Origin of the sequence: Tsukamurella sp. NPDC003166 (assembly GCF_040611135.1) — a bacterium.
Lineage (GTDB): Bacteria > Actinomycetota > Actinomycetes > Mycobacteriales > Mycobacteriaceae > Tsukamurella.
The window spans coordinates 1-20,493 of the sequence record NZ_JBEXNL010000013.1 but is presented as its reverse complement, the minus strand read 5'-3'; the positions used below and the strand labels follow the sequence as shown (position 1 = coordinate 20,493).

Genomic DNA, 20,493 nt, shown 5'->3' with positions numbered 1-20,493 from the left:
TATGAAGGGCATGAGCGAAGACACCGATCCCCTTCCCGACTGGGCGCCGCTCGTCCGCGGCCTGCACGCCCGGTTCCGTACCCGCGACTTCACCGCCGGGCTCGAGCTGGTGACGGCGTTCGCCGCCGCGGCGGAGACCGCGAATCACCATCCGGACCTCACGCTGCGGTACGGCACCGTCGACGTGCTGCTGTACAGCCACGATGCGGGCGGCGTCACCGACCGCGATCATCGACTCGCCGCGCGATTCTCGGAGATCGCCCGCGATCGCTCGATCAGCGCGAGCCCCGGGGAGCTGTCGGTGGTCGAACTCGGCCTCGACACGGCGGACGCCGCCGAGATCGCACCGTTCTGGTCGGCGATCCTGGGCGCCGAGACCCAGGACGACGACGGCGATCTCGAGGTGCGCGTCCATGGCGCGGACGCGATCCTGTGGTTCCAACGCACCGAGCCGCACGAGGCACCGCGCCAGCGCTTCCACCTCGACGTGTGGGTCGACCCCCGCGAGGCCCGCGGCCGCATCGACGCCGCCCTCGCGGCCGGCGGCCGGCTGGTTTCCGAGGACCGTGCACCGTCGTTCTGGGTTCTCGCCGACGCCCAGGGCAACCACGCCTGCATCTGCACCGTGGCCGGCCGCACCTGACCGGAGTACCTTGGTACCAAGAACTCCATCGGAGGTACCAATGGCTCTGAACATCAAGGACCCGCGGGTCCACGACATGGTGAAGCAGATCACCGCGATCACCGGCCAGTCCCAGGCGGCGGCGGTGGAGTCTGCCGTGGAGCAGCGGCTTCGAGAGCTCCTCGCCGAGGACAAGGCTGCCCGAATACTGGCCATCGGACGGGACATCGCGAGTCGACTCACACCCGAACAGAGAGCGCGCATGCGCGAGCACGCGGCAGAGTTGTACGACGAGGAAACAGGTCTTCCCCGATGATCGTCGACACATCCGCACTGATCTCGATCGCACTCGACGAGCCGGAGGCGCCGGAGTTCGCTCTCGCACTCGCACGGAACCCCGGCCGTATCTCCGCTGCGACGCTGCTGGAGACCAGCATCGTCGCGGACCGCGCGGGCGACCCCGTCGTTACGCGCAAATTCGATGATCTCCTCGACCGATCGTCGATCGAGGTCATGGCGTTCACGCACAGGCAGGCAATGATCGCGCGGCAGGCGTACCGGGACTTCGGCAAGGGCAGCGGACACCCGGCCAAGCTGAACCTCGGCGATTGCTTCGCCTACGCCCTCGCGATCGACACCGGCGAGCCACTGCTGTGGAAGGGCGACGACTTCGGCCACACCGGCATCGCGTCGGCGCTACCGTGCGAGGGCTAAGCCGCGTCGCGCTCGACCCCGGCGCCGCCCGACGGTGCCCCGCTGCCGCCCGTCACGACGCCGCCCGCCTCGCCGTTGCCACCACCTGAGCCGGGGGCGGCACCGTCGCCCTGCCGCGAAGCCGAATCGGCCCCGCCGCTCGGGAGCGACGCCGGCGCGGGTGCCTGGCCCACGGGGTTGCCGACGGCGCCCAGCACGGAGCCCGCGCCGGACTGCGTCGTATCGATGCCGTTTCCGACGGCCTCGACAGCCGGCTCGATCGTCACGTCATCGAGCGCCGAGGGCGGAGCCGCAGGGACGACCGGCTCGATCTTCTCGGCCGTGTCGGCCACCGAGCCGGACACCCGCTCGATGATCTCGGCGACGTTGCCCGAGCCCTCCGCGGCGTGCTTGCCGGCGGAGTTGATCACCTGACCGCCCACGTCGAAGCCGGCCTGGGTGAGCGGCTCCGCGATCGGCGTGACGACGCCCTGGTACAGGCCGGTCAGCAGCGTGCCTGCGGTACCGAACGGATCGGTGAGCCCGAGCCCGGTCGGGTCGGTGATGCCCGCCAGCCCGAGCAGTACCTTCGGGTCGAGCGAGATCAGCGTGGTCGGGAGCTGGAATCCACCGACGGCGTTGCCGATCGGACCGGTTCCGCCGCCGCTCGCGGGCGTGGTGCCGACCTGGAAGTTCGGCAGGCCGATGCCGAACAACGACGGACTCGTGAACCCGAAGCCCTTCGGCCCTGCGTTGTACGACCCCAGCGAGAAGACCAGCGGGATCGGCGGGATGCCGGTGGTGCCGGTCTGCGGAAGGAGCACCGTCCAGCCCGTGTTGACATTCACCCCGTCCGGCCCGACGTGCCAGGACTCGAGGAACGACGTGGTCTGCACGCCCAGTCCGGCGCGCGGGATCGCGAGGCCGAAGGAGCGACTCCCCAGCGCGGCGTCGAGGCTCTGGCCGGACTGCGTGAGGATGCCGGGCGTGTACAGGCCGCCCGCGGTGAGCAGGCCGAACGGTGCGGCGACGCCGCCGGCGACGATCGGGACGGTCGCGACCTTCGCGGGAGTGCCACCGTGCGCGGGGACGATGACCTGCGTCGTCTGGCCGAGCCAGCCGATCCGACCGTCGCCGGGCAGGAAGTACGTCCCGCCCGCGCCCTTCTTGATCACCGAGAAGCCCGGGATGTCGATGCCGTCCGCGTTCGCGAGCGCGCCGGGGATGGACGTCGACGGGTCGTAGCGGGTCTCGCGGACCGGGTCACCGTGCTCGTCAAGGGTGGGCGTCCACACCGGTGGCCCATCCGGCACCTGAATCGTGGGACAGAACGAGCACGCCTTCCACGGTTTCGTCTTCTGGACCATCGTCCCCTTCTCGACGACGAGGCCGTCCGGGTCGTTGAGGTCCTTGCCCAGCGCGTCCTTGACCTGCTGACTGGTGAGGCCGGAGAGGTCGAGGCGATCATTGAGCAGCCAGGTGGTACCGCCGGTCTGCAGCAGCGGCCAGGCGACGGTATTGCTCCAGTTCGTGGTGGTACGGGTTCCGCTGGGGAGCAGGGCGATCGTGTCCGCCACGCTGGGGATACCCGTGAGCGTGCCCGCGTTGTGGATCACCTTGATGGTCCCGCCGAGGGCCTCGAGGTTCACGCTCGAGTTCTTGAGGAGGGTGTCGCCGTTGATGAGGTTCAGTGCGCCCCAAGCCGCGCCGATCTTCGTCGCCGCACCGGCACCGTCCGCCGCGGCGGCGAGGATCGGCTCGCCGAGGAGGACCTGCGCGGGCAGTGTCCCTGCCTGGGCGAGGCCGGGGATGCCCGGGACGCCGGAGGTGTCCGCGGGAGAGATGACCATCGTCCCGGCCTGGGTGAGCGCGGTGAGGTAGGGCACCTGCGTCACCGAGGTGGGCGGCGCGGTGGTCGTCGACGTGGGCGCCCAGCCCGTGGGCAACGGCTTTGCCGCGACGCCGAGGACCGCGTCCCGCGCCGCGCTGTTCGCGGATGCGATGCGGATCACGTTCCCCCAGGTGGCGTAGCCGTTCTCGGCCGCCCCAACGGGGTCGACCGCGGTCGCAGCACCCGCTGCGGCGACCGGCGCGAGGGCGATGCCGGCCGATGCGACGACGGCCCCGGCGGCGAGAGTGGCGCGCCGACGGGCGACGCCTCGCGTGGAAGTGCGATGCGAACCGGACATGAGCGGATCCCCCAATCGGGCCCGGCGAGCGCCGAGCTATCGGGTGAATCATGCCGGATTGTGCAATTGCACCGCTACTTACCGATCGGTATTGGTTCGATCGGATGACATCGCCTCTACTGCTGCGCAACAGAGGTTTTCATCGTTCGGAAGGCTCGATAGGCACTCTGCGGAAAGCTACGTCCCGTCGACCCATTCCCAGGTCACAGTGCGGACGTCGGTGCCCTCGGCCCGGCGCAGCCGGACCATGAGATGGCGGTCCGCGAGCCGCTCCGCCACACCCTCGCCCCACTCCACGACGACGACGCAGTCCTCCAGATCGGTGTCGAGGTCGAGGGCGTCCAGCTCGTCGAGCCCGCCGAGGCGATAGGCGTCCACGTGGACCAGGCCGGGACCGCCGGACTCTCCGGGACGGTGCTCGCGGGCGATGATGAAGGTGGGCGAGGAGACGCGACCGACGACGCCGAGGCCGGCGGCGATCCCGCGGGTCAGCGCCGTCTTACCGGCCCCGAGCGGACCGTCGAGGATGACGAGGTCGCCGGCGGCGAGCTCCCCCGCCAGCTCCCGGCCGAGTGCCTCGGTGTCCTCGACCTCGGGCAGCACGCGCTCGGAGGAACTCACGATCCACTCACCCGCGCAACCAGGTCCGCAATCGCGCGCGCGACCCGCGGAGCGGATTCGAGGATCAGCATGTGCCCGGTATCGGCGAGCACGACGAGCTCGCAGTCGAGTTCCTCGGCGAGCGCCTTCGACTTGCGCAGCGGCGTCATCCAGTCGTGGTCGCCGCAGACCACGGATGTCTCGACCCGGCGCAGCACGGGCACGGCGCCGCGCTCGTCGTACTCCTCCAGTGCCGGCATGAACCCCGCGTACGTCCCGAGCGGCGCGGACAGGCTCATCGTCGACGAGAATTCCGTCATCGTCGCGCTCCGGTCGCCCGGGGCGTACGCCCCGGCCGTGACGAAAGGGGTCGCGAAGGGCTTGATCACATCTCGCCCCCGGCCGACCATCGTGGGCAGGAACCGGATCGCGGCGCGGACCACGTCCAGTACGGGATTGCGCAGCGCCGCGGCCAATCCCACGTCGGTGAGCGCGTGCGACGCGGTGCCGAGCAGGGACGCGCCCACCACCCGCGACCCGATCAGCTCGGGATGCCCGGTGGCCAACGCGCAGATCGCCATGCCGCCCATGGAATGTCCGGCGAGCACGACCGGCCCCTCGGGGACCAGAGTCCTGATGACGGTGGCGATGTCGTCGCCGAGCAGCCCGACGGTGCTCTGCTCGGGCGTACAGGCCCCGGAATCGCCGTGGCCGCGACAATCGGGGAAGACCATGCGCACGTCGTCACCCCAACGGGCCTGAAGTTCGTTGCGCACCAACACCCACGACCCGGTCCGCAAGGTGAAGCCGTGCACGAACAGCACCGTCATCGGCGCGGACCGCGGGCCGACCTCCCGGACGTGCAGCGGCACACCGTCGGAGCTCATGACGATCGACTCCCGATCCGACCGGAACGCGAGATCGTCGGGCCCGACCGGATCCTCGCCGCCACCGCGCACACCGAGTACCCTTGCGGCGGCGGCGATCCCGGCGAGGGCGGCAACAGCGACGCCCGTACTCAGCCCGGCGAGCAGTGGGGGCCCGGGCAGGTGGATGCGCGCGGGGATGTGCACCCGCCCGCGGTCGTCGTCGTTCACAGCTCTCCCGTGTACATCCGGACGGCGCGCCCACGCACGCCGGTGAGGACCTCGTAGTCGATGGTGCCCAACTTCTCCGCCCAATCGGCGGCGCGGTCGGCGCCCGGCGCGTCACCGAACAGGATCGCGGTGTCGCCCTCCGCCACCCCGCCGCCGTCGGGCCCGAGGTCGATCACGCACTGATCCATGCAGACCCGACCCACCTGCGGGAAGCGCCGACTGCCGATCGCGACCTCGATGCGACCGCTCAGCGGGCGCCAGACACCGTCCGCGTAGCCCGCGGGGATCAGCCCGACCACCGTGTCGCGCGGCGCGACCCACCTGTGCCCGTAGCTGACCCCGTCGCCCTTGCGGATCCGCTTGATCAGGATCACCGGCGCGGCGAAGGTCATGACGGGCCGCAGGCCGAAGTCCCTGCCGGGCACCGGCACCCCGCCGTACAGGGCGATGCCGGGGCGGACCAGGTCGAAGTGGAGGTCGGGACGGGTGAGAGCGGCCGCCGAGTTCGCGGCGTGCACCAGCTCGGGCGTCAGGCCGTGCGCCCGGGCATCGGCGACGGTGGCCGCCAGCGCGTCGCGCTGCACGTCCAGGAACGGGTGCTCGGGTTCGTCGCCGTGCGCGAGGTGTGTGAACACGCCCTGCAGCCGGACGAGACCCGCGCGCTCCGCGTCGACGAGGGCGTCCCGGGTCGCCACCCACTCGTCCGGGGCCACGCCGTTGCGGTTCAAGCCCGTGTCGACCTTGACGTGCACCACCGCCGGGCGGCCCACCGCCCGCGCCGCCGCGACCACGTTCGCCAGCTGCCGCGGCGAGCTCACGCCCAGCCGCACGTCGGCGTCGATCGCCCGCTCGTAGCCGCTGGTGCTGAGCCAGCTCAGGATCGGCACCGTGACGCCGCCCTCGCGCAGGGCCACCGCCTCGTCGATGGTGGTCACGCCCAGCTCCGTGGCGCCGCCCGCCAGCGCCGCCCCCGCCACGGGCAGCGCGCCGTGACCGTACGCGTCGCCCTTGAGCACCGCCATCACGGCGGCGCCCGGCGCGCGCTCCGCGACGACCCGCGTGTTGTGCGCGAGCGCGCCCAGGTCGATCTGCGCGGTGAGTCGGTCCAGTCCGGACGCCGGGATCTGTGTGTTCATGGCGCTGTCAGCCTAGTCGCGCAGGACATCGCGCAGCACGTCCGGCACGGCGGCGCTGATGGCGGACGCGTGGGTGGGGGCACCGTCGGCGGCGCGCGCGGCGGCGAGGCCGTGAACCCGCGCGGCGCAGGCGGCCGCGTCGAGCGGCCCGAGGCCGGACGCGAGGAGCTTGCCGATGATCCCGGTGAGCACATCACCGGAGCCGGGCGTCGCGGCCCAGGACGACCCCGCGGTGTCGACGACCACCCGGCCGTCGGGGTCCGCGACGACGGTGACGTGCCCCTTGAGCAGCACCGTCGCGTCGAACTCCCGGGCCGCCTCGCGCGCGGCCGCGACCCGGTCGTTGCCCACCGGGCCGGCGAGCCGGGCGAACTCCCCCGCGTGCGGGGTGAGCACCGTCGGCGCGGTCCGCCCCGCGAGCAGTCCCGGATGCTCCGCGAGCAGGGTCAGGGCGTCGGCGTCGAGCACCGTCGGGAGGTCCTGGTCCAGGACCCGGGCCAGACGGTCCGCCGCGGCATCGTCGACGCCCATCCCGGGGCCGACCGCCCAGGCCTGCACCCGACCCGCGGCGGAGAGGTCGTCGCTCGCGACCGCCTCGGGCCAGGCGGCCAGCACCGCATCCCGGGCGGTGCCCGCGTACCGGACCATGCCGGAGGTGGCACGGATCGCCGAGCCCGTCGCGAGCACCGCGGCCCCGGGGTAGTCCGCACCACCCGCGACGACGCCGAGCACGCCGAGGCTGTACTTGTCGTCGTCTGCGCCCGGCACCGGCCACAGCGCGGCGACATCGGCGTCGTCGAGGGACCGCAGGGCGCCCGGGCCGAGAAGCAGGCCGATGTCGATCAGCTCGACCCGGCCGCACCGCGCCGGCGCCAGCGCGTGCACCGACTTGAGCGCCCCGAAGGCGACGGTGACCGCCGCCGCGACGGCCGGGCCGTGGACGGTCCCCGTGCGCACGTCCACGCCGGACGGCGTGTCGGCCGCGACGATCGGTGCGTCGATCGCCTCGACGATCCGCGCGGCGCCCGGGCGGAGCGACCCGCGGCCGCTGATCCCGACGATGCCGTCGACCACCAGGTCCGGACGGTCCGGCGCCGTCACGACGCGGCCTCCGGCGCGCCGGAACGCGGCCAGGCCGGCGGGGTGCGCGCGGTCCGGCGCGAGCAGGACCGCCTCGACGGCGACGCCCCGTCGGCGCAGGGCCGCGCCCGCGAACAGTGCGTCACCACCGTTGTCGCCGGAGCCGACGAGCAGGGCCACCCGCCGGCCCGCGACACCGCCGGTGCGGGCCGCCAGCTCGGCCGCGCAGACCCGCGCCAGGCCGTACGCGGCGCGCCGCATCAGCGCACCGTCGGGCAGCGAGGCGAGCAGGGGCGCCTCGGCGGCCCGGACCGCGTCCGGGAGGTGATAGTGCCGCACGCCGCCACGGTACGGCAGATCGACTAACGTGAGGGCCGTGACGGATCCGAACAAGCTGGTGAAGCAGTTGCAGCGCCGCGGCCCCCACCGCGTGCTCCGGGGCGACCTCGGCGTGGCGGGCCTCCCCGGCGTGATCTACACGCCCGAGAGCGGCTCGAACCTGCCGGCGGTGGCGCTCGCACACGACTGGGTGACGCCGGCGAAGCGGTACCGCAAGACGCTCGAGCACCTGGCCTCCTGGGGCGTCGTGGTCGCGGCCCCCGACACCGAGCGCGGCGTGCTCGGTGCCGACGGACGGCTCGCGCTGGACCTGGGCACCGCGCTCGACGTGATCACCGAGGTGCGCCTGGGCACCGGCGACATCACGGTGAATCGCGCCAAGCGGGGCGTCGTGGGCCACGGCTGGGGCACCGGCGCCGCGCTCATCGCCGCGGCCGCGGACGACCGCGTCGAATCGGTGGCCGCGCTGTTCCCGGCCCCCACCTCGCCGCAGGCCGAGAAGGCCGCGCTGGGCACGAGCGCGAGCGCGCTGATCCTGGCCGCCGCCGGCGACGAGCATTCGATGACCTCCAACGCCGGCGTGCTGTCCCTGCGCTACTCCGGCCCCACGGAGCTCCGCATCGTCCCCGATGCGCAGGCCGGGGGCCTCGCCGAGGGCATCTCGCTGCGCGGAGCGCTCGGCGCGGGTGGGTCCGATAAGACGACGCAGCGGATCGTCCGCGCCCTGCTCACGGGTTTCCTGCTCGGCGGCCTCGCCGAGGTCAAGGAGTTCAAGGCCTTCGCCGAGCCCGGCGCGGACCTCGGCGACACCTCGTTCGTCTGGGACCCCGACGCGGAGCCCACGGAGCCGAGCGCGCTGCAGCGCCTGCGCAGCCTGGTCTGAGATCAGCCGCCGCGCAGCCACGACGTGGGCAGGTCCGTCCGGGCGACCACCGCGATCGGCTCGGTGATCGCCGCCGGCTCCGGCGCGACGCCCACGGCCCGCATCAGGTCCGACAACAGGCTCTCGCGCGCCGCGATCCGCTGCGCGCGGGCATGGTCCTCGGCGTTCCACGCGGGTGTGCTCACGACGGCCTCCTAGGGGACGGTGACGGCGAACTCGGCTCCGCTGCCCTGCTGTTCGCCCGGCGGGCAGGGCTCTTCGGCGGCGCCGGACGGCGCCGGCTCCGGTTTCGCGGGATCCGGCTGCGCGGTCACCTTCGGATTCGCCGGGGCAGGGACGGGACTCGGTGTCGGCGACGCGGTCGCTCCCGTGCCGGAGCCCTCCCCGGATCCGGTGCCGGTGCTCTGGGCGCCATTCGGATTCGACGGTGCGCCACCGGTCTGCGGCGCGGCGACGGGCGGAGCGGCGACGTTCGTGGTGGGGTTCGCCGTGGGGTTCGGTGTCGGTGTCGCGGAGGACTTCTGGGCCGTACCCGACGTGTCCGCGCCCGGCGTCTCCTCCGCCAGCGTCAGCGTGCCGTCCGCGCCGACCTTCACCGTGACCTTCTGCTCGGTACCGTCCGGACGCTTGGCCGTGATCTCGACGGTCTTCCCGTCCGGGCTCACGGTGGCGGTCACGGTGCGGCCCAACACATCCGTGCCGATCACCTTCGCACCGCCCTTCTCCTCGGCGCCCTTGGCGGACCTGTCCTCGTCCTGCCCCTTGCCGCCGGTCTTGTCGTTCGTGGCACCGTCGTTCTTGTCGAGGCCCAGCTTCTCGGTGAGCGAGGGCAGGAGCTTCGACAGCCAGGACGGCATGCCGGTGTCGCCCGCCGACGGCGTACCGGCGCTCGGCGTCGCGCCCGACGGCGTGGTCGCGGACGGGGTTCCCGCGCCGCTCGTCGTCGGGCCCGAGGGGCTGCCCGCCGACGGGGCCGCCGTCGCCGCGGTCGGCGTGGCGGTCGGCCCAGCGGTAGCGGGTGCGCCCGTGGTCGGACCAGTCGTCGACGGAGCCGTCGAGGTGGGCGACGCTGACGTCGGGGACGTGGTGCTCGGGCTCGAGCCCGACGGCGCGCCTCCCCCTCCGCGACCGCCTCCGGTGCCGGTCACCGGGGCCGCCGTGGTGGGCGAGCCCGGCGTCGGAGTGGGCGTCGCGGAGATCGCGGTGAAGACCGGTGCGGGGAAGGCCGAGGAGTCCGCCCCTGTCGCCGCCGCGGGGACCGCGGCGTACGCCGCCCGGATGGACGTGCCCGCCGTGTCGTTGATGGCGAAGAACCGGGTGAGGTCCGCCTGCAGCTGCTGTTCGAAGGCGGCGACGACGGCGCGGTCCAGGTCGTTCGTGCCGCCGGGCAGGATCTCGCGGCCCAATACTCCGCGGGTGAGCGCGTCCGCGTCGATGGACGAGACCGAGAACTCGGTGAGCGCCTTGATCTTGGTCGCGACCGCGGCGACCACCGCGTCCGGGATCGCCTCCGCAGCCTTCGCAGTGGCCTCGATCACGGCGGCCGCGCTCGCGCTGCGGGTGTTCTGCGCGCCGAGGGTCGTGACCGCCGCCCTGCCCGCATTGTCGGGCCAGGCCGCGGTCACGGAGTCCTTGGCGCCGTTCTGGTCGGTGATCGCCTGCGCGGCGGAGGTGGCCTGCGCGCGCAGCATCACCGCGTCCCCGCGCAGGGCAGCGAGATCGATACCGCGCTCGTGGTCGTAGGTCCGGCACACGTCGCGGATCCAGTGCGGCCAGCGCCGGGTGGAGATGCGTCGCGCGATCTCGAGCATCAACTTGAAGTACTGGAGGGGCTCCGCGCCCGCGTCGAGCATCTGGTCGACGGTCTGGTCAGCCACCGGCGCCGGCCCCCGTGACCGCGGCGGCGGCACCGTCGTCCGTGCGGACGTGGGCGCTCGCCGAGTTCGTGAGCCCGGTCCCGCACGCCTTGGCGCCCGTCTGCCAAGCGGTCGCGACCGTGGCGACCGTCCCCAGCGCCGCAGCGTAGGCCGCACCGTCGGACTGATAGTCGCGACCGAAGTCCCCCGCCTCCGCGGCGAACCCGCGGATTCTGCCGGCGATCGTCCCGAGCGTCTCGCCCACCGCCAGATACTTCGCGCCCGCGGTGCGGACCGCCGCCGCATCGATCTTCGTGCCCATCCCGGTCCCCCATCGCCCGCGCAACCCCGTCATACATTGGACGCACCAGCGGCTGGATCGGTTCCGCCCGGTCGGTCAGATCACGCCGGCCTGCCGCACGGCATCGAGCAACCCGGAGGGACGCCGATCCACGGGCAGCGGATCCACCTGCGCGAAGCCGCACCCGATCGCGCGGGAGGCGCCGTCCGCCTCGTGGCTGTCGCCGACCATGAGAACCCGTTCCGGCGGCAGCCCCAGCGCCGCGGCGGCGATGCGGAAGACCTCGAGGTCGGGCTTGGCGTGCCCCGCCTCGAAGGAGAGTACGAACTCGTCGACGAGGCCGTCGATGCCCTCGCGCTCGAAGGCCGGGCGGATGTCGTAACCGATGTTGGACAGTACGCCGACCGCGAGCCCGGCGGCCCGGACCGCGCGCAGGACATCGGCGGTGTCGGGGTAGATCGTCCAGTTCAGCGGGTTCGAGAACTCGCCGTAGAGGCGCTCGCGGTCGGCCTCCTCAGCGACGCCCGAGTGCTCGAGCACGTGCAGGTAGGCGCCCCGATGGTCCGCGGTCGAGAGGTCGCGGGCGTGCCAGGTGCGCAGCGCCTCGCCCGCCATCGGCACCGGGAGCCCGACGGGGACAGTCATCCGATGCAGGAGCTCGCGCTGGGCGGCGTCGTCGAGCGGACGCCCGTCGGCGGCGGCGAGGCCCGCGAACCACGCCGGGTCCGGCTCCAGCCGGAACAGGGTTCCCGAGAAGTCGAACAGCACACCCTCATAACCGGTCATACCCACACGGTACCGGTTATGAAAACGTTTCGACAGGCCCCGTCAGGAGATGAGACCGGCGAGGCGCTCGGCAGTGCCCCGCGCGACCTCCTCGGTAGGGGCCTCGACCATGACCCGGACCAGCGGCTCCGTGCCCGACGGACGCAGCAGGATGCGGCCGGCCTCGCCCAGCGCGGCCTCCTCCGCGGCGAGTGCCGCGACCAGGTCCGACGAGGACATCGCCGCCGCCTTGTCGATCACCTTCACGTTCACCAGTACCTGCGGCAGGACGGTGAGCACCGACGCCAGCTCGGCCAAGGACGAACCGGTCTGCGCCATCCGCTCCATGAGCTTGAGCCCGGTGAGCACACCGTCTCCCGTGGTGCCGAGCGCCGGGAGCACGACGTGCCCCGACTGCTCCCCGCCCAGGGCGTAACCGCCGGTGCGCAGCTCCTCGAGCACGTACCGGTCGCCCACCGCGGTGGTCCGCAGGGTGATACCCGCGGCCTTCATCGCCAGATGCAGGCCGAGGTTGCTCATCACCGTCGCGACCAACGTGTGGTCGGTGAGCTCGCCGGCCTCGTCCATCGCGATGGCGAGGATCGCCATGATGGCGTCGCCGTCGATGGTCCGGCCGGCGGCGTCGATCGCGAGGCAGCGGTCCGCGTCGCCGTCGTGGCCGAGCCCCAGGTCGGCTTCGTGCGCGAGGACCGCCGCGCGCAGGCTCTCCAAGTGCGTGGAGCCGCAATCGCGGTTGATGTTGAGCCCGTCCGGTACGTCGTGGATGGCGATCACCTCGGCCCCCGCATCCCGGTAGGCCTTGGCGGCCACCGTCGAGGCGGCGCCGTTGGCCGCGTCGACGACCACCTTCAGTCCGGCGAGCGGGACGTGCACCGCCGACTCCAGGTGCGCGACGTACCGGTCGACGGCGTCGAAGGCGCGCTTGACCCGGCCGATGGCGGCGCCCGTGGGACGGGGCGGCGCGGGATCGTCGAGCGCCGCCTCGATGGCGTCCTCCTGCGCATCCTCCAGCTTGTGCCCGCCGCGCGCGAAGAACTTGATGCCGTTGTCCGGCATGGGGTTGTGCGAGGCGGAGATCATCACGCCGAGCGCGGCGTCGTACTCGGCCACCAGGTGCGCGACCGCCGGCGTGGGCAGAACGCCCACCAGCAGGACGTCGACGCCGGCGCTGGTCAGGCCCGCGGAGACCGCCGCGGACAGCATCTCCGACGATGCCCTCGGGTCCCAGCCGACGACCGCGAAGGGCCTGTCCCGGCCATCGAGGTCATGCGCGCCGAGCACCGAGGCCGCTGCCGCGGACAGGCGCAGCGCCAGGTCGGCGGTCAGATCCTTGTTGGCCAGGCCGCGCACACCGTCGGTCCCGAACAGACGCCCCATGGGTCACCTCACACGAGTAGGGATGAAACGAAACCAGGGCAGGCGCCCGCACGGATGCGGGTGCCTGCCCTGGGATGAGCCTGCAATCAGCGCTTGCTGTACTGCGAAGCCTTGCGGGCCTTCTTCAGGCCGTACTTCTTGCGCTCGACGGCACGCGGGTCACGCGTGAGGAAGCCGGCGCGCTTGAGCGCGGGGCGATCCTCGGGCGAGACCTCGATCAGGGCGCGGGCGATGGCGAGGCGCAGCGCGCCCGCCTGGCCCGACGGGCCGCCGCCGGTGAGGTTCGCGGCGATGTCGAAGGACTCGAGGCGCTCGACGGTGACCAGCGGCGACTTCACCAGCTGCTGGTGCAGCTTGTTGGGGAAGTAGTCCTCGATGGTGCGGCCGTTCAGCACGAAGTTGCCGGTGCCGGCGGTCAGGCGCACGCGGACGACGGCCTCCTTGCGGCGGCCGACGGTCTGGACGGGACGCTCGACGACCACGGGGCCACGGGGGGCGCGGGTCTCGGCAGCGGCCTCGGGGGTCTCGGAGGTGTACTCGTTCAGCACGACCTCGGCGTCGCCCTCGAAGTTCTCGATGGTCTCGCTCACTGGGCCACCTGCTTGATCTCGTAGGGAACCGGCTGCTGCGCGGTGTGGGGGTGGTTCGGGCCGGCGTAGACCTTCAGCTTGCCGCCGATGGCGTTGCCCAGCTTGTTCTTGGGGATCATCCCCAGAACGGCCTTCTCCACCACGCGCTCCGGGTTCTTGGAGCCGAGGACCTCGCTGATGGTGCGCGAGCTCAGGCCACCGGGGAAGCCCGAGTGGCGGTAGTGCCGCTTGTCGGTGAGCTTGGCGCCCGACAGGGCGACCTTCTCGGCGTTGATGATGATGACGTAGTCGCCGCTGTCCACGTTGGGGGCGTAGGTCGGCTTGTGCTTGCCGCGCAGCAGGTTGGCAGCTGCGACGGCGAGGCGGCCGAGCACCACGTCGGATGCGTCGATGACGTGCCACTGCCGGGTCACGTCACCCGCCTTCGGGGTGTAAGTAGGCACAGGAGATCCTCTGCTCGATGGTTCGGTGCCGGTCCATGCGCGACGAGAGCACCCCCGGCGACCAACGGAGACCCGGGACCCGACTCCGCGCAGCCATGAACTGCGGCGCGGCGTCGCACACCAGCGGACCAGAGTACGCGGGCACAAGGGCGCAGGTCAAAACGTCCGACGGTCCGCCGCACCCCGGCCCGGAATCAGGGTGCGGCCCAGGGACGTCCCGGATGTGGCAGGGCACCGTCGGGACATAGATTTCGGGCCATGACCTCCCAGACCGTGGAGGCGGCACCGTCGGCGCCCGAGAACGCGCCCGTGCCCGCCTGGACCACCGCCCAGAAGATCGGCTTCCGCCTGCTGTTCACCCTCGGCGGCGGGCTGACCCTGCTCGCCGTCTTCGGCAGCCTGCAGCTGGGAATGATCATGCCCGCCGTGCAGGACCCGTTCGCGCGCCTCGGGGCGCTCGTCACGGGCACCGAGCCGCAGCTCCTGGCGCTGCGCGGCGCCGGCGACTCGCTGGGGATCTGGCAGTACCACATCGGCTGGGCGGTCGCCGCGGTCGTGCTCACGACCGTGTGGACGCTGCTCGACCGCGGGCGACGCGACTACCGCGGCCTCGGTGGCCTGCTCTGGCAGGTGGGGCGCATCGCGCTGGCGAGCGGCATGATCTTCTACGGCCTGGGCAAGGCGATCCCCACCCAGATGGCGTACATGCAGCTGCCGACCCACGCGCTGCAGCCGGCGGGCGACATCAGCCGGATGAACATGCTGTGGGGCTTCATGGGCGCGTCCGACGGCTATTCGATCGCGACCGGCCTCGTCGAGCTGATCTCGGGCCTGCTGCTGCTCTCGCGGCGCACCTGGGTGCTGGGCGCGCTCGGCTCGATCATCTCGATGGTCCAGGTGGTACTGATGGACACCTTCTACAACGTGCCGGTGAAATTCCTCTGCTTCGAGTTCCTCCTCATCGCCATCGCCCTCCTCGCGCCGCAGTGGATCAACCTGGTGCGCGTCGGGTTCGGCCGCGCCGCCGGGCCGATGCCGGCCATCTGGCGCGCCACCGGCGCCGACCGGACCCGGCTGCGGCGCACCGGCAAGGTCCTCGCCGTGCTGGCGATCGCGTCGATCTCCGCGCTGGGGGTGTTCTCCGGGGTCAGCGCCAAGGCGGCACTGGCCGAGACCCGCAGCGACATCGACGGCGTCTGGCACGCCACCTCGTTCCGGGTGGACGGCACCGAGGCGACCCTCGCGCGCGATCCGGCGTGGATCAACCTCGCGATCACCTACCGCGGCCGCGGGATGTGGGAGTCCGCCGGCGACGGCTACACCGCGTTCGTCACCCAGGACCCGTCTGCGCGCGCGACGCCGTGGGTGCTCGAGGTGGACGGCAGCGCGCTCAGGATCAAGGCGCGCAGGTCCGGCCCGGAGACGGTGCTGCGGTACACCCAGCCCGACCGCGACCACCTCACCCTGGCGGGGCGCGTCGACGGCCGGGAGATCACCGCGGTCTACGAGCGGCGGCCGATGCAGCGGGCGTCGGAGGAGCTGCGGTTCACCCACCCGGTACCCGACGAGGACGCGCCGAGCCTCGACTTCCCCTGACAACCGGTTACATCTGTCACTAGGAGAGCCTCGTGAGTGAGCCATACGATTCGGGCATGAGCGCACCGCAGAGTCCCGTCGGCCCGCCCGTGACCCCACCGCCCGGACCCGTTCCACCACCGGTCCCGCCCGCACCTGCGGTCCGGTGGTCGGGTGCGCAGAAGCTGGCGTTCCGGTTCCTGTTCGTGATCGGCGGCGGCATCCTGTTGCTCTCGCTCTACGGCAACGTCGGGCTGGCGATCATCTGGAAGTTCAGCGGGATCTGGTGGCTCTTCGCCCAGATCGGCAGCTACGCCGCGCGGGGGAAGGGCGTCGACATCGTCCTCACCGGCGGTGGCGACAACCTGTGGCAGTGGTGCATGCACCTCGGCTGGATCATCGTCGGCGTCGTGATCGTCGCGGCGTGGACCGTGCTGGACCGGAAGCGGCCGAACTACCGCTCGCTGCTGGGGCTGCTCGGGGTACTCGCCCGGTTCTGCCTCGCCCTGTCGATGATCGTCTACGGCCTCGCCAAGGTGATCCCCACGCAGATGGGTTTCATGGCGCTGCCCTCGCAGCAGCTGCAGCTCACCGGCGACGCCAGCCTGTTCACCACACTGTGGGGCTTCATGGGCGCATCCGTCCCGTACATGGTGGCCACGGGCCTGGTCGAACTCGTCGCCGGCGTCCTGCTGCTGTGGCGGCGCACGGCGCTGCTGGGTTCGCTGCTCGCAATCGTGGCGATGGGCCAGGTGTTCCTGCTCAACCTGTTCTACGACGTCCCGGTGAAGATCGTGTCGGGCGAGCTGCTCGTCGTGGCCGTCGCGCTCACGGCGCCCTACCTGCCGAACCTGCTGCGGGTGGTGTTCAACCGCCCCGCACCGACTCCGGTGCCGCCGCTACCCGTCGCGGGTGCGAGCCGGGCGTGGTCGCGGATCACCGGCGTCGTACTCAAGTTCGCGGCGGCCGCGCTCATGATCGTCTCGCTGGTCGCCACCGGGGCGATGACGGTCTACGTGATCCATACCCCGCGGTCGGACCTCGACGGGATCTGGCGCACGACCTCGTTCACGATCGACGGCGTGCCGGCCACACTCGCGCAACGCGATCCGGCGCCCTGGTCCAACGTGGCGATCACCCTGCGCGGCAACGACAGCAATGCCGTGCTCACGTCCCTGGGCGAGGGCTACGACAGCGTCGTGACCCAGGAACCGTCGGGGAAGACGATCGCGTGGCAGCTCGTGAAGAAGGGCGACGTCCTCGAGATGCGCAAGCACGAGGACGACGCTCCGCTGCTCGTCACCGCCCGACTCGACGGCGACCGGCTGCACCTGTCCGCGACGGTCGACGGCAAGCGGATCGAGGGCGTCTACGAGCGCCGGTTCATGGAGCGCGCCCGCTCGCACTTCCGCCTCGTTCAGCCCGACGGCGGTTCCAGCCCCGACCAAGGAGGTTCCTGACATGACCCGACCATTCCGATTCGCGGTCACGGCGCTGCCCGTGCCGCAGCTCGGCGACTGGGCGACCTATGCGCGGTCGATCGAGTCCGACGGCTTCGACGTCCTCGCACTCCCCGAGAACTACCCGCTCCCCGACGGTTTCACCTCCGCGGCGGTGGCGCTGGGCGCCACGTCGATTCTGGAGGTGGCGAACTACGTGGTCGCCGCGCCACTGCACGACCCGAAGCACGCGGCGTGGCAGGCCCATTCGCTGGCGACCATCAGCGGCGGACGGTTCCGGTTCGGCATCGGCACGGGCCGCCCCGACGTGGCCGGCGACGCCGCCGCCCTCGGCGTGCCCTTCGGCACGGGCGCCGAGCGCCTGGCCCGGGTGGTGGAGACCCTTGACGCCCTGGCAGCGCTCGACGGTGCCGGCCACACCCCGGTGCTCATGGCCGCCGGCGGACCGCGCGCGTTGGCGGTGGCGCGGGAGCGGGCGGACACCGTCGCCGTGGCGACGGCCCCGACCACCTCGGCGGAGCGGCTCGCGGAACTCACCGCGCCGCTGCGGGACCGGGTGGAGCTGGCCTGCTCGATCTTCGCGGTCAACGGCTTCGCCCCCGACTACGTGAGCGCCTTCATCGGCAGCGATCTCGACGCGCTGCGCGCGGTAGACTCCCCCACGCTGGTCGACGGCTCTGTGGACGAGATCTGCGACACGCTGATCCGCCGTCGCGAGCAGTACGGCATCTCCCTCATCGCGCTCGGCGGCCACACCGTGGCCGCGATGCGGCCGGTGGTCGAGCGGCTTTCGGGGGCGTGATCCGCCGACGGTCCTCCCTCCGAGCAGGGCAGGCGCATGATGGACCCATGCGCCCCGTGCTGAAGCTTCTGCCCGACCCCGGCCGCTCGTCGATGGAGTTCGGCGAGCCGCACGTGACCGGCGACGGTGCCACGGTGCGGTGTCGCGGATCCTGCGGCGCGCCGGTACCGAACGCGTGTCCGCGGTGGGCCTCTACGTGATCCGCGACGGGAACGCCGTGTGGGTGCGCGCGGTGGACGCTGACCGCATCGCACTGATCGGTGTGACGACGGGGTTCGTCGCCGCGACACTGGGCTGCCTCGCGGTGCTTCGCAAGCCGCCGTGGCCGGCTCTCACCGGCACGATCACCTCGAGCCGCACCCGCTAAGCGCCCTCCCGCGGCGGCGCCGCCGATCCACCGGCCTCGGGCGCCGGACCGATGAACGCGACCCGCGCGCCGGGCTATTCCGCGGCGATGGCATCGCTCGTGGGGCACGGCGCGTCGGGATCCTCAGGATCGTGCACCAGTAGCAGCGGCAGGAACCCGGCGTGCGGGGCGGATCGGATCACGTCCGTGTCGAATCGAATAGGGGATGCCGAGCTTGTGGTCAAGCGGCGCATGCAAGCGGCGGCGGATCCGGGGGGCCGAAGCCGTGACGCCGCAACGAGGCGACGACTGCACGGCGAGACCGCCACCTTAGTGTGGATGCCGCAAGCAAGCGTACGGCAGCAGCCACTGCCAATCCGACCAGCTATGCCGGATTGTAAACTTCCATACACACGATGTGCTTAACGGATTTCCCACGGACTTGCAATACGTACTCGAATCTACTCCCGTAACTACCACTATGCCGCCCATCGGATATTCCGGAGAAGCCACCGCCATTGTTGTCCCACGCAGTGACCATCCGAGTCTGACGACCGTCTGCATTTATCCCGCGATAGCTACCGGACGAGAAAACGTCACCTGACGGGCTAGACACCACCGCGCTAATCGTCCGCCTACCAAAGCTACCGGTGCCATACGGTTCACCGTCCTGGTACGCCTTCAGATTCCTCAGCACTTCGGGATAAGCTTTCGAGGTCGGCGAGAATATACACGAAACCCGATTCATTTCAATATCCGCGCTCGAGTCCGATATGCTCATCATCTCGATATCAAGCAGAGCGACAAGCTGTTCCGGACTCATTCCATCTATCGTTTCCGTGGTTCCGATATCGACACCATGCGCAGTCGCCCAATTTCGAGCGTCTTTCGAGACAACCGATGCGCAGGCGTCCACCTGGTCATCCAATGGAAGTTTGATAAATTCGCTGTGCGCTAACTCAAGACGACCATCGCGACCACCCCCTGGCACTATGGTAGCGCCACCGGCGGTTCCCAGACTGGAACCGCTATCCCCGCAGCCACTGGCAAACGCCAGCAGCGACACCAAGAAGATTGACGCGCCGCTTAGATACCTCTGCATATGATCAGTGTCTACCGCGCCGAACGCGCTCGACAATCGTCCGAACAGATGACATTGGCGGCCCTGTGCTCGCGTACCAGAAGCAACGAAGCCAGGTTCATGGGCCTCGGAAGGGGTCACGATGGCGGCGATCGCGGAGCAGTTGTCGATCTCGAAGCCGACGGTGACCTTGTGGTGTCAGCAGTTTCGCGAGCGGGGGCCGGAGGGGTTGGCTGATCAGCCGCGGTCGGGGCGGCCGGCGACGGTGGATCGGGAGAAGGTGATCGCAGCGACGTTGACGCCTCCGCCGGCGAGTTTGGGTGTGACGCATTGGTCCTCGCGGTTGCTCGCCAAGCGTTTGAAGCTCGATCACGGGCAGGTCGCGAAGGTCTCGCGGGAGATGGGCATCAAGCCGTGGGGTGAGGCCACGTTCAAGTTCTCCACCGACCCGGAGCTCGAGGCGAAGGTCGTCGATGTCGTCGGCTTGTACCTGGCGCCGCCCGAGGGTGCGGAAGTCATCTGCATCAAATGAGAAGACGCAGATCCAGGCCCTCGATCACACGCAGCCTACCTTGCCGATGGCCCCCAATCACCCGGCCGAGTGCACACACGACTACATCCGGCATGGCACGACCAGCCTGTTCGCCGGGTTCGAGATCGGAACCGCCAAGGTCACCGGGCAGTGCTACGACCAGCACACCCACAAGGAGTTCCTCTCCTTCCTCAAGAAGGTCGCCAAGACCTACCCCGAGGTCGAGCTGCACCTGGTGATGGACAACTACGCCACCCACAAGAAGAAGGAAGTTCGAGACTGGCTCACCGAGATCCTCGGATCACAGTTCACTTCACCCCGACATCGGCGTCGTGGATGAACATGGTTGAGATCTGGTTCTCGATCATCGAACGTCAAGCGATCCACCGCGGCACCTTCCGATCGGTCCGCGAGCTGAAGGCAGCGATCCGGGCGTTCATCAACGGCTGGAACCCACGCTCACAGCCCTTCGTCTGGACCAAGCCCGCCGATGAGATCCTCACCAAAATCGACCGGAAGAAGACTTCAGCCACGGGCCACTAGTGGCTCGTGTTGAAAGTCTGTTGCCGATGGGTGTCGTGGGAGACTGGAGGGGTGCGAGCTGAACCCGTTCTGATTTCCGAGGCCGATCGAGCATTGCTGGAGTCGTGGCTGCGGATGCCGTCGATGCCGGCGGGGTTGGTGACGCGAGCTCGGATTGTGCTG

At 71.0% G+C, this 20,493-nt stretch carries 20 protein-coding genes and 2 pseudogenes; 10 read left to right on the top strand and 12 right to left on the bottom strand.

All coding sequences use genetic code 11. The features are described 5' to 3' along the window. The first annotated feature begins 10 nt into the window (after positions 1 to 10). Genes ABZX10_RS15190 through ABZX10_RS15180 form a run of 3 tightly spaced genes read left to right on the top strand, consistent with a single transcriptional unit; the run spans position 11 to position 1,336 of the window. Positions 11 to 643: a 4a-hydroxytetrahydrobiopterin dehydratase gene (locus ABZX10_RS15190; RefSeq protein WP_355541189.1), complete on the top strand. Its 633-nt coding sequence runs from the start codon at positions 11 to 13 to the stop codon at positions 641 to 643. A gap of 40 nt (positions 644 to 683) precedes the next feature. After that, positions 684 to 938: a type II toxin-antitoxin system VapB family antitoxin gene (locus ABZX10_RS15185; protein ID WP_355541187.1), complete on the top strand. Its 255-nt coding sequence runs from the start codon at positions 684 to 686 to the stop codon at positions 936 to 938. Further along, on the top strand, positions 935 to 1,336 hold the full coding sequence (locus ABZX10_RS15180) for a type II toxin-antitoxin system VapC family toxin (RefSeq protein WP_355541184.1): 402 nt from the start codon (positions 935 to 937) through the stop codon (positions 1,334 to 1,336). The genes ABZX10_RS15185 and ABZX10_RS15180 overlap by 4 nt, the downstream gene beginning before the upstream one ends. Here the strand turns inward: ABZX10_RS15180 and ABZX10_RS15175 are convergent. The 5 genes from ABZX10_RS15175 to ABZX10_RS15155 all read right to left on the bottom strand — a co-directional run bounded on the left by ABZX10_RS15175 (position 1,333) and on the right by ABZX10_RS15155 (position 7,756). Further along, on the bottom strand, positions 1,333 to 3,504 hold the full coding sequence (locus ABZX10_RS15175; RefSeq protein WP_355541181.1) for a hypothetical protein: 2,172 nt from the start codon (positions 3,502 to 3,504) through the stop codon (positions 1,333 to 1,335). The genes ABZX10_RS15180 and ABZX10_RS15175 overlap by 4 nt on opposite strands. Positions 3,505 to 3,681: 177 nt before the next feature. Next, positions 3,682 to 4,128 carry a tRNA (adenosine(37)-N6)-threonylcarbamoyltransferase complex ATPase subunit type 1 TsaE gene (gene tsaE / locus ABZX10_RS15170; RefSeq protein ID WP_355541504.1) on the bottom strand — a complete coding sequence of 149 codons (447 nt, stop codon included), beginning with the start codon at positions 4,126 to 4,128 and terminating at the stop codon, positions 3,682 to 3,684. Beyond that, a complete protein-coding gene (locus ABZX10_RS15165) occupies positions 4,122 to 5,201 on the bottom strand; it encodes an alpha/beta hydrolase (RefSeq protein WP_355541178.1) in 1,080 nt (359 codons plus the stop codon). Before ABZX10_RS15165 ends, tsaE begins: the two co-directional genes overlap by 7 nt. Beyond that, positions 5,198 to 6,337, bottom strand: a complete 1,140-nt coding sequence (gene alr, locus ABZX10_RS15160; RefSeq protein WP_355541175.1) for an alanine racemase — start codon at positions 6,335 to 6,337, stop codon at positions 5,198 to 5,200. Before alr ends, ABZX10_RS15165 begins: the two co-directional genes overlap by 4 nt. Before the next feature lie 12 nt (positions 6,338 to 6,349). After that, the gene (locus ABZX10_RS15155) at positions 6,350 to 7,756 is read right to left on the bottom strand and encodes an NAD(P)H-hydrate dehydratase (protein WP_355541172.1); all 1,407 of its coding nucleotides are present in this window, start codon (positions 7,754 to 7,756) and stop codon (positions 6,350 to 6,352) included. A 28-nt stretch (positions 7,757 to 7,784) separates the two neighbouring features. Here ABZX10_RS15155 and ABZX10_RS15150 point away from each other — a divergent pair, with 28 nt between their 5' ends. Continuing rightward, positions 7,785 to 8,639, top strand: a complete 855-nt coding sequence (locus ABZX10_RS15150; RefSeq protein ID WP_355541169.1) for a dienelactone hydrolase family protein — start codon at positions 7,785 to 7,787, stop codon at positions 8,637 to 8,639. 2 nt (positions 8,640 to 8,641) lie between these two features. Here the strand turns inward: ABZX10_RS15150 and ABZX10_RS15145 are convergent, their stop codons facing one another. The 7 genes from ABZX10_RS15145 to rplM form a co-directional block, all read right to left on the bottom strand. Then, on the bottom strand, positions 8,642 to 8,824 hold the full coding sequence (locus ABZX10_RS15145; protein ID WP_355541166.1) for a hypothetical protein: 183 nt from the start codon (positions 8,822 to 8,824) through the stop codon (positions 8,642 to 8,644). Between the two features lie 9 nt (positions 8,825 to 8,833). Then, on the bottom strand, positions 8,834 to 10,516 hold the full coding sequence (locus ABZX10_RS15140; RefSeq protein ID WP_355541163.1) for a hypothetical protein: 1,683 nt from the start codon (positions 10,514 to 10,516) through the stop codon (positions 8,834 to 8,836). Continuing rightward, a complete protein-coding gene (locus ABZX10_RS15135; protein ID WP_355541160.1) occupies positions 10,509 to 10,817 on the bottom strand; it encodes a hypothetical protein in 309 nt (102 codons plus the stop codon). The genes ABZX10_RS15140 and ABZX10_RS15135 overlap by 8 nt, the downstream gene beginning before the upstream one ends. A 75-nt stretch (positions 10,818 to 10,892) precedes the next feature. After that, positions 10,893 to 11,582 carry an HAD-IA family hydrolase gene (locus ABZX10_RS15130; protein WP_355541157.1) on the bottom strand — a complete coding sequence of 230 codons (690 nt, stop codon included), beginning with the start codon at positions 11,580 to 11,582 and terminating at the stop codon, positions 10,893 to 10,895. Between the two features lie 42 nt (positions 11,583 to 11,624). After that, positions 11,625 to 12,959, bottom strand: coding sequence for a phosphoglucosamine mutase (glmM, locus tag ABZX10_RS15125; protein ID WP_355541154.1), 1,335 nt, complete (start codon positions 12,957 to 12,959; stop codon positions 11,625 to 11,627). An 86-nt stretch (positions 12,960 to 13,045) separates the two neighbouring features. Beyond that, positions 13,046 to 13,504: a 30S ribosomal protein S9 gene (rpsI, locus tag ABZX10_RS15120; protein ID WP_355541501.1), complete on the bottom strand. Its 459-nt coding sequence runs from the start codon at positions 13,502 to 13,504 to the stop codon at positions 13,046 to 13,048. Positions 13,505 to 13,545: 41 nt separating this feature from the next. Continuing rightward, a complete protein-coding gene (gene rplM / locus ABZX10_RS15115) occupies positions 13,546 to 13,992 on the bottom strand; it encodes a 50S ribosomal protein L13 (protein ID WP_355541151.1) in 447 nt (148 codons plus the stop codon). Positions 13,993 to 14,250: 258 nt separating this feature from the next. Here rplM and ABZX10_RS15110 point away from each other — a divergent pair, with 258 nt between their 5' ends. From ABZX10_RS15110 to ABZX10_RS15085, 6 genes and pseudogenes are all read left to right on the top strand, one after another. Next, complete coding sequence (locus ABZX10_RS15110; protein WP_355541148.1) at positions 14,251 to 15,588, top strand: hypothetical protein; 1,338 nt, start codon at positions 14,251 to 14,253, stop codon at positions 15,586 to 15,588. Positions 15,589 to 15,644: 56 nt separating this feature from the next. Next, positions 15,645 to 17,027 carry a hypothetical protein gene (locus tag ABZX10_RS15105; RefSeq protein WP_355541145.1) on the top strand — a complete coding sequence of 461 codons (1,383 nt, stop codon included), beginning with the start codon at positions 15,645 to 15,647 and terminating at the stop codon, positions 17,025 to 17,027. Position 17,028: 1 nt separating this feature from the next. Beyond that, entirely contained in the window at positions 17,029 to 17,829 is an 801-nt protein-coding gene (locus tag ABZX10_RS15100; protein ID WP_355541142.1) for an LLM class flavin-dependent oxidoreductase, read from the top strand. Between the two features lie 139 nt (positions 17,830 to 17,968). Continuing rightward, a complete protein-coding gene (locus ABZX10_RS15095) occupies positions 17,969 to 18,196 on the top strand; it encodes a hypothetical protein (RefSeq protein ID WP_355541139.1) in 228 nt (75 codons plus the stop codon). Between the two features lie 1,193 nt (positions 18,197 to 19,389). After that, a pseudogene (locus ABZX10_RS15090) lies at positions 19,390 to 19,788 on the top strand (helix-turn-helix domain-containing protein); the annotation flags it as partial. Then, positions 19,730 to 20,331, top strand: a pseudogene (locus ABZX10_RS15085) (IS630 family transposase). The pseudogenes ABZX10_RS15090 and ABZX10_RS15085, both read left to right, overlap by 59 nt. Positions 20,332 to 20,493 lie beyond the last annotated feature (162 nt).

Bases quoted from the DNA above. Each gene is read 5' to 3' on its own strand.
- ABZX10_RS15190 (WP_355541189.1), top strand. From the start codon at position 11: ATGAGCGAAGACACCGATCCCCTTCCCGACTGGGCGCCGCTCGTCCGC.
- ABZX10_RS15185 (WP_355541187.1), top strand. From the start codon at position 684: ATGGCTCTGAACATCAAGGACCCGCGGGTCCACGACATGGTGAAGCAG.
- ABZX10_RS15180 (WP_355541184.1), top strand. From the start codon at position 935: ATGATCGTCGACACATCCGCACTGATCTCGATCGCACTCGACGAGCCG.
- ABZX10_RS15175 (WP_355541181.1), bottom strand. From the start codon at position 3,504: ATGTCCGGTTCGCATCGCACTTCCACGCGAGGCGTCGCCCGTCGGCGC.
- alr (WP_355541175.1), bottom strand. From the start codon at position 6,337: ATGAACACACAGATCCCGGCGTCCGGACTGGACCGACTCACCGCGCAG.
- ABZX10_RS15135 (WP_355541160.1), bottom strand. From the start codon at position 10,817: ATGGGCACGAAGATCGATGCGGCGGCGGTCCGCACCGCGGGCGCGAAG.
- ABZX10_RS15130 (WP_355541157.1), bottom strand. From the start codon at position 11,582: ATGACCGGTTATGAGGGTGTGCTGTTCGACTTCTCGGGAACCCTGTTC.
- glmM (WP_355541154.1), bottom strand. From the start codon at position 12,959: ATGGGGCGTCTGTTCGGGACCGACGGTGTGCGCGGCCTGGCCAACAAG.
- ABZX10_RS15110 (WP_355541148.1), top strand. From the start codon at position 14,251: ATGACCTCCCAGACCGTGGAGGCGGCACCGTCGGCGCCCGAGAACGCG.
- ABZX10_RS15105 (WP_355541145.1), top strand. From the start codon at position 15,645: ATGAGCGCACCGCAGAGTCCCGTCGGCCCGCCCGTGACCCCACCGCCC.
- ABZX10_RS15100 (WP_355541142.1), top strand. From the start codon at position 17,029: ATGACCCGACCATTCCGATTCGCGGTCACGGCGCTGCCCGTGCCGCAG.